The organism is Methanocalculus sp., assembly GCF_030651615.1.
GTDB lineage: Archaea > Halobacteriota > Methanomicrobia > Methanomicrobiales > Methanocorpusculaceae > Methanocalculus.
In genome coordinates this window covers 1-6,768 of sequence record NZ_JAUSCG010000144.1, presented here as the reverse complement: position 1 = coordinate 6,768, position 6,768 = coordinate 1, and the positions used below count along the sequence as shown (strand labels likewise).

Here is a 6,768-nt window from a genome sequence, read left to right as displayed (position 1 = left end):
GTGGAGTGTACTGACCTGCCAGGATGTATGAGCGAAGGAGAAACGCTCAAAGAAGCTATTGAAAATATTCATGAGGCAATCATTGGCTGCCTGAGCTCGAGATTAAAGATGGCATCTGAGAATATCCAAATCAGTTCTCTTCCATCTCATATGAGTATCGATCTCGATTCCTCTGGAATACAATATACCTAAGCTTCCGCGAGCAAACGTAATTAAACACATCGCAGCCTTAAAAAGAGCAGGATGGATTGTAATTTATGATTTAAGTTATTTTCCGGTTCATATGACGCAGAAATGCTGCAATAACGCTCTATAGTTGATATCTCTGATCCCAGGCCGGAAGAAACTATTTTATCTTCCTCTTCCATAGTAGATGTAATGAAGCGTATCCATGTCATCGTTGATGGCTATGTTCAAAAGGTCGGGTTCCGGGAGCATGTACGGAAAGAGATATTCGGGACAGGTATTACCGGATATGTACGGAACCTTGATGCCGGGGAGGTTGAGATCGTTGCCGAAGGTAGGGAAGATCTCCTTCAGGCGCTGATTCATGGTATCGATATCGTCCGGTACCCAATTGAAGTAACCTCCTGTAACGTCACCTGGCAGGAGGCAACCGGCGAGTTTCCAAGGTTCACAATCATCCGGGGAGACATCCAGGAGGAGCTCTTTGAGCGGATTGATTATGCCGGCACCATCATGCATGAAACTCTTGAAGTCTCAAAGTCAACTCGAGACCTGCAGTACCAGACCCTCGATAAACAAGATCAGATGTTACATAAACAGGATCAAGTGATCGACAAACAGGACAAGATAATCGACAAACAAGATCAGATGCTTGACAGGCAGGATCAGATGATCGAGATCGGAAAAGAGACCAGAGATGAAATTACCTCCCTCAGAAAAGACACTCGATTATATCTTAATGACGAGAAAAACGAGATAATTCGGGAAATAGCCTCTATCAAGGATGCCCTTATCCGTGCAGGAATACAAGTCTGATCCCTTTACTTATATAGTGAAATCCTGTATGGATTCTGCTGGCCTGTTACACCGATCTGCCCCATCCTCTTCTAGAATCAGGTGAAGCACTTCCTGTATATTGGTGAGCACCTCCTCATAGGTGTCACCCTGTGCATAGCATCCCTGGATTGAGGGTATATGGGCGAAATAGCCATCATCGTCCTTATCAATTGAGGTTACAAACCCCCCTCCAGCCATCCCCTCACTCCTCACAATCCATCACCACCACCTGCGACTCCTCGATCCCCTGCACAGTGAGACACCCGCCGCCGGCACCGGGATACTCCGTCCTAAACGACTCATGCGGCGGCAGGGTCACCCGCCAGCACTTCGTCACCTCGCCATCCAGTTCAGATGCAAAGTCCGGTGGCACCGTTGCCCCCTCCCCGGTATCGAAAGAGATATCATAGAGCGTCAGCTCAACCGGTTTTGACGTGTGGTTATCCACCCGGATCAGAACCGATCCCTCAAAAAGCCCCCGTTTTACCACAACCCGCCGCATGATCCGCCCTTCAATAGCAGCGGTATCCGGGACCGGCAGTTCGACGATGTCAGCGACCTTTCGTGCGATATCAGGAATGATCGCACAGACTGCACGTGCCCGGTCTTCTGCAATACGGCTTTTATCCCTCCGTGAGAGGAAGAGCTTCAGGTCGCGGCCGAGCTCCTGGAGTGCCAGCACGATCTCCCGTTCGACCTCGGGGATCGAAGCAACCGCATCCTTGCTCTCGCTTGTGAACGGCACATTCGTCGAGGCAATATGCACCAGGATCATGACCGGCCCAACCGGAAGCCCTGACTGTGAGATCCCGTAGCTCTTCCAGTTCACCGATTGGATCGACTGCGTGATCGCACATGCCCCCTGCTGGTACAGGAGCGGCACACGGTTTGCAAATCGCAGGATTTTAGCCGACCCCTCTGCCTCAAGCCTCCCCCCGTATCCGATTGCTGCCTCGACAACAAACGAGTGACCTGAGAAGACACCGGGTGGCCTGCTCCGCGCCTTCACAAAATCGAGGGCAAACTCCTTCTCAAGACCTCCGATGATCAGCTCCTCTCCGATTGGGGAGAGGCAGACCTGTGCCGGGGGAGCAGGTATCTTCACCGTCTGCATCGTTGAAAGAAGTCTCTTCAGATCAAGAGGTCCGAGATCTGCTGCCTGTACAGACCCCAGAACCCCGGCAAGAGCGAGGATCTCATGTGCCGTCTTCTTACCGACCCGCGAGAACTCCTCTTCAAGAAACACTTCAACAGATGTTTCACTTGCAGCTGCCATCCGTTTCAGAATCCCAAACTCGATCCCATGCGGGTGGGGTTTGATCGACTTTGGGCAGGGTGGAACCTCCCCGGATACCCGTTCAAAGGTCGTACCCTCACCATCGATCTCGATCCGGAAACGGGCATGAGGGTTCACGATGGACGTATACTTCAGATACTCAAGCAGGCGTTTCTTCGCCGCCATCGAACTCGCAAACTCAAGCTCAATTCTGGTGCCATGCGGCTGAGCCCAGTCCACCTCCTCATGCGACAGGACATCCGGTTCATTCGTCTGGGTCTTGATCATCAGGGTGAACCGGTGCGCCTTCGTCTTTGGACCTGTTCGGGAGATGACGGTGGCAGGCACCCCGCTTGTCAGTTGTGCATAGAGGACCGCAGCAGAGATCCCAATCCCCTGCTGGCCACGGCTCTGCCGGACCTGGTGAAACCGTGATCCGTACAGGAGCTTTCCAAAGACGAACGGCACCTGTTCAGGAGTGATGCCAGGGCCATTATCTTCAACAGCGATTGAGTACGTCTCAGATCCCGTTTTTCTGATGATCACGAGGATATCAGGAAGAACCATCGCCTCCTCGCAGGCATCAAGGGCATTATCGATCGCTTCCTTTATTGTCGTAATAATGCCGCGTGTTGGTGAGTCAAAACCGAGGAGATGCTTGTTCTTCTCAAAGAACTCCGCAACACTGATACTCTTCTGTTGTTTTGCAAGCTCCTCAGCTAACACCAATGCCTACCACCCCGGCGACGGCATCCTCAATGGTTAGCTGTTTCTGTTCTCCGGTTGAAAGATCCCGGAGGGTGATCATCCCCTCTTCCACCTCACGCTTTCCGATGACAGCCACATAATCCGCATGTTTTGCCGCCTGTGAGAGCTGTGCGGAGAGGCTCTTTCCGAGGAGATCAGTGATCGTCCGGACTCCGGCTTTTCGGAATGCCGAAGCTACCCTGATCGAATCTATCCGGCCTTCCGGTGTTGCAACCACCGCAACAGTCACCGGCCGTCTGGGACTCTCCTCACCACGAGAGACCATCACCCGGTCAAACCCGATCGCAAACCCGCATGATGGTGTATCTTCTCCGCCGAAGAGGTGGGCAAGCCGATACCCGCCGCCACCCATGATCTGATTCTCGGCACCGAGGTTCTCAGCAAACGCCTCGAAGACGCAGCCGGTATAATAGTCGAGGCCACGGGCAATACCGAAATTCTGGATATACGGCACCTCATGTGCATCAAGGATGGCAAATGTCTCACGGATTCGTTCTTCTTCAGGAATCGCACCGGTGATGGCGAATGCATCATCGAGGTTCTTTGATTCGATGAGGGCGGTGAGCTGATCTGCTCGCCCGGTATCAGGAAGCACCTCGTGGAGTGCACCATAATCCCGTTTATCAAGACACCCTCGAACCTTCTTCTGGATATCAACCTCTAAATCCACAATCAGACTCTTCATCATTGCGAGATGTCCGACACGAAGCTCAAAACGAACACCGGCAGACCGGAGCAGATCGTAGCCAACAGCGATCACCTCGGCATCAGCAGAGGAGGTATCCGCACCGATCAGTTCGATTCCAAACTGCCAGAATTGCCTGTATCTTCCTTTTTGCGGCCGTTCATACCTGAAACAGTCCCCAAAGTAGAACCAGCGGACCGGTTTGTTCAGCACCTTTGCCTCGTTTACATACATACGGAGAACTGGAGCAGTAAGCTCAGGGCGGAGTGCAATATCCCTTCCTCCTTTATCCTGGAAAGCATACATCTCCTCGATGATCCCTTCTCCTGATCTCAGGGTGAAGAGCTCCAGATTCTCAAACTCCGGGGTGGCAACCTCACGGTACCCCCACCTGGATACCGCCCTTCGCATCGTCTCTTCACTATCTCTCCGTGCTTCCAGCTCATCGGGAAAGAAATCACGTGTACCTCTGGGTTTCTGAATCATCACTATCACTCTCGTTATTGTCTCTTCTTCGTCTTCACAGCACCGAGGAACCGTTCCAGCGTCTTTTCACCGGTCCAGATCCTCTCCCGCTCATCTTTCCCCTGCATATAGAGGGCGGCAAGCACAAGACCGATCCCAACAAACGACTGGCCAAACCAGCCCGCGGCAATTCCGGCAGATGCAACTGCTGTCCAGATCACACCACGAAGAGCGGCTCTTCGATAATTTGGAAGTCCGGTCCGTCCATAGATCCGAAGATCACGCAGCCAGAGGAATATGGTGACGGCTGCCCCAAAACAGGTGACATAGAAGAGAATATTCATGCAATGAACTTATTATGCGCCTCGTCCCTTGATAATATTGACCATGCCCACAAATCTACGTCTCCTGGATCTCCTTGATGAAGTGAGATCAGGTGTCTGCTCTCCTGAAGATGCGGCGGATCGGATCAGCGGGCTCCGCCTTGAAGAGGTCGGATCAATTGCCTGTCTTGATCTTGGCCGCTCCATCAGGTGCGGGATCCCTGAGGTGGTACTTGCGGAAGGAAAGGACACACCGCATCTGATTGCAATCATGAAGCGGTATGCAGAGACATCCGGCCGCTGCCTTGCAAGCAGGGCAACGCCTGAGCAGGCAGAGGCGGTGAAGCAGGGGACACCTGATCTCACCTGCGAGTATTTCCCGGATGCCAGGATCATCATCCTCTCAGATGGCAGCCCAAAACCAATAACAAACGGCACCGTTGCTGTCATCACCGCAGGAACATCAGATATTCGTGTTGCTGAGGAAGCACGGATCATCGCAGAAGAGATGGGGTGCAGAACACTAACAGCCTATGATGTCGGTGCAGCTGGTATTCACCGGCTCTTTCCTGCACTCAGCAACCTCAGAGGTGCGGATGCCTTTGTGGTCTGCGCAGGCAGAGAAGGGACACTCCCCGCAGTTGTGGCGGGTCTTGTCGATCGGCCGGTGATTGGAGTTCCTGTGTCGGTCGGCTATGGATATATGGGCAAAGGGGAGGCAGCTCTTGCAAGTATGCTCCAGTCATGTGCAGTCCTCGCAGTTGTCAACATAGATGCAGGCTTCACAGCTGGGGCATTTGCAGCACAGATTGCGTCACGGGAGAGATCGAAATGAGACGGGGCTTTTACATCGGCAGGTTTCAGCCGTACCATAACGGGCACCAGGCGGTGCTTGAGGGGATAGCACAAGAAGTTGACGAGATCATCATCGGTGTAGGGAGTGCCCAGCTCTCCCATGACACCCAGAATCCCTTCACTGCAGGGGAACGGGTGCTGATGATCACCCGCGCGCTCAAAGACCTCGGCTGCCCCGCATATGTGATCCCGATAGAGGACCTGAGGAGAAATGCTCTCTGGGTTGCCCATGTCACCTCGATGACTCCTCCGTTTGATATCTGCTACACCTCAAATCCGCTCGTTATTCAGCTCTTTAAAGAGGCAGAAATTACGATCAAATCTCCGCCGATGTATCTCCGGGAGACTCTCTCGGGTACTGCGATTCGGCAGAAGATACTCAATGGGGAGGACTGGGAGAGCTGTGTTCCCCCGGAGGTTGTAGAGGTCATACATGAGATAGATGGCGAAAACCGCCTTCGAACCATCTCAGAGACCGATTGAATAACAAACTCAAAGAACAAGGTACTATCAATGGCTAATACAAAACCGACCCCTCCGTTTGCAGCGGTAATCAACCAGTACTGGTACCTGACACCGGGTGTCGCCATCCTCGGCGTTCTTCTCACCTATCTTGGAGTCACCTTACCCATCCCCGGATTTGAACTTCCGGGTATATGGGGCTGTATCATCGCATCCCTCCTCCTCTCAGGGATGGCCTTTGCCGACCCAAAACGTGATCTCGTCTCAATGATCACCCCTCTCTATGCGTTCATCTTCTTCGTACTTCCAAGCGACATTCCAAAAGAGCTGCCGCTGATGCTGCTCTATACGGTAACACTCATCATCCTGACTGTACGGCTCCAGTACCGGATCAGAAACGGGTGAAGAGTATCACCAGCAGTCATCCGGCAGAATCTGCCGGAGTATTATTTTTTATCTCTCAGGAGGCTGTTGCACGACTCAATTCTCAGTAGGACGATACTCACGCAAAGGCGCAAAGACGCCAAGAGAGGGTGCTAATACCGATCCGAGAAACCTTGGCGCCTTAGCGTCCTTAAGCGTGATCCAATACCCAAGAGGGGAGGAGGAGTACTCACGCAAAGCCGCCAAGAGAGGGTGCTAACACCAATTCGAGAAAACTTTGCGGCTTGGCGGCTTAGCGTGATCCAATATCCAATGATGGAGAAAAATACTCACGCAAAGCCGCCAAGAGAGGCTGTAACACCAATTAGAGAAAACTTTGCGGCTTGGCGTCCTTAAGCGTGATCCAATACCAAGAGGGGAGGAGGAATACTCACGCTAAGACGCCAAGAGAGGCTGTAACACCAATTCGAGAAAACTTTGCGGCTTGGCGTACTTAAGCGTGATCCAATATCCAATGATGGAGAAAA

General features: G+C 52.5%; 9 protein-coding genes. 5 read left to right on the top strand and 4 right to left on the bottom strand.

The window, feature by feature from the left end; translation table 11 throughout:
• Entirely contained in the window at positions 1 to 192 is a 192-nt protein-coding gene (locus tag Q7V06_RS06290; protein WP_304839624.1) for a type II toxin-antitoxin system HicB family antitoxin, read from the top strand.
• A gap of 186 nt (positions 193 to 378) precedes the next feature.
• A complete protein-coding gene (locus Q7V06_RS06285; RefSeq protein WP_304839622.1) occupies positions 379 to 1,002 on the top strand; it encodes an acylphosphatase in 624 nt (207 codons plus the stop codon).
• A 9-nt stretch (positions 1,003 to 1,011) separates the two neighbouring features.
• Here the strand turns inward: Q7V06_RS06285 and Q7V06_RS06280 are convergent, their stop codons facing one another.
• The 4 genes from Q7V06_RS06280 to Q7V06_RS06265 are packed head-to-tail and all read right to left on the bottom strand — an operon-like array spanning position 1,012 to position 4,561.
• Positions 1,012 to 1,221 carry a type II toxin-antitoxin system HicB family antitoxin gene (locus Q7V06_RS06280; RefSeq protein WP_304839619.1) on the bottom strand — a complete coding sequence of 70 codons (210 nt, stop codon included), beginning with the start codon at positions 1,219 to 1,221 and terminating at the stop codon, positions 1,012 to 1,014.
• A gap of 4 nt (positions 1,222 to 1,225) precedes the next feature.
• A complete protein-coding gene (locus tag Q7V06_RS06275; RefSeq protein ID WP_304839617.1) occupies positions 1,226 to 3,028 on the bottom strand; it encodes a DNA topoisomerase VI subunit B in 1,803 nt (600 codons plus the stop codon).
• Positions 3,015 to 4,238: a histidine--tRNA ligase gene (gene hisS, locus Q7V06_RS06270; protein WP_304839612.1), complete on the bottom strand. Its 1,224-nt coding sequence runs from the start codon at positions 4,236 to 4,238 to the stop codon at positions 3,015 to 3,017. Before hisS ends, Q7V06_RS06275 begins: the two co-directional genes overlap by 14 nt.
• A gap of 14 nt (positions 4,239 to 4,252) precedes the next feature.
• The gene (locus Q7V06_RS06265; RefSeq protein ID WP_304839610.1) at positions 4,253 to 4,561 is read right to left on the bottom strand and encodes an ABC transporter permease; all 309 of its coding nucleotides are present in this window, start codon (positions 4,559 to 4,561) and stop codon (positions 4,253 to 4,255) included.
• A gap of 43 nt (positions 4,562 to 4,604) precedes the next feature.
• On the opposite strand from Q7V06_RS06265, the gene larB reads away from it, so the two are divergent.
• The 3 genes from larB to Q7V06_RS06250 are packed head-to-tail and all read left to right on the top strand — an operon-like array spanning position 4,605 to position 6,262.
• Positions 4,605 to 5,375 (top strand): nickel pincer cofactor biosynthesis protein LarB, encoded by a 771-nt coding sequence (gene larB / locus Q7V06_RS06260; protein WP_304839607.1) that lies wholly within the window; start codon positions 4,605 to 4,607, stop codon positions 5,373 to 5,375.
• The gene (locus tag Q7V06_RS06255; RefSeq protein ID WP_304839604.1) at positions 5,372 to 5,878 is read left to right on the top strand and encodes a nicotinamide-nucleotide adenylyltransferase; all 507 of its coding nucleotides are present in this window, start codon (positions 5,372 to 5,374) and stop codon (positions 5,876 to 5,878) included. The genes larB and Q7V06_RS06255 overlap by 4 nt, the downstream gene beginning before the upstream one ends.
• Before the next feature lie 30 nt (positions 5,879 to 5,908).
• Positions 5,909 to 6,262, top strand: coding sequence for a hypothetical protein (locus Q7V06_RS06250; protein ID WP_304839601.1), 354 nt, complete (start codon positions 5,909 to 5,911; stop codon positions 6,260 to 6,262).
• Positions 6,263 to 6,768: the final 506 nt, after the last annotated feature.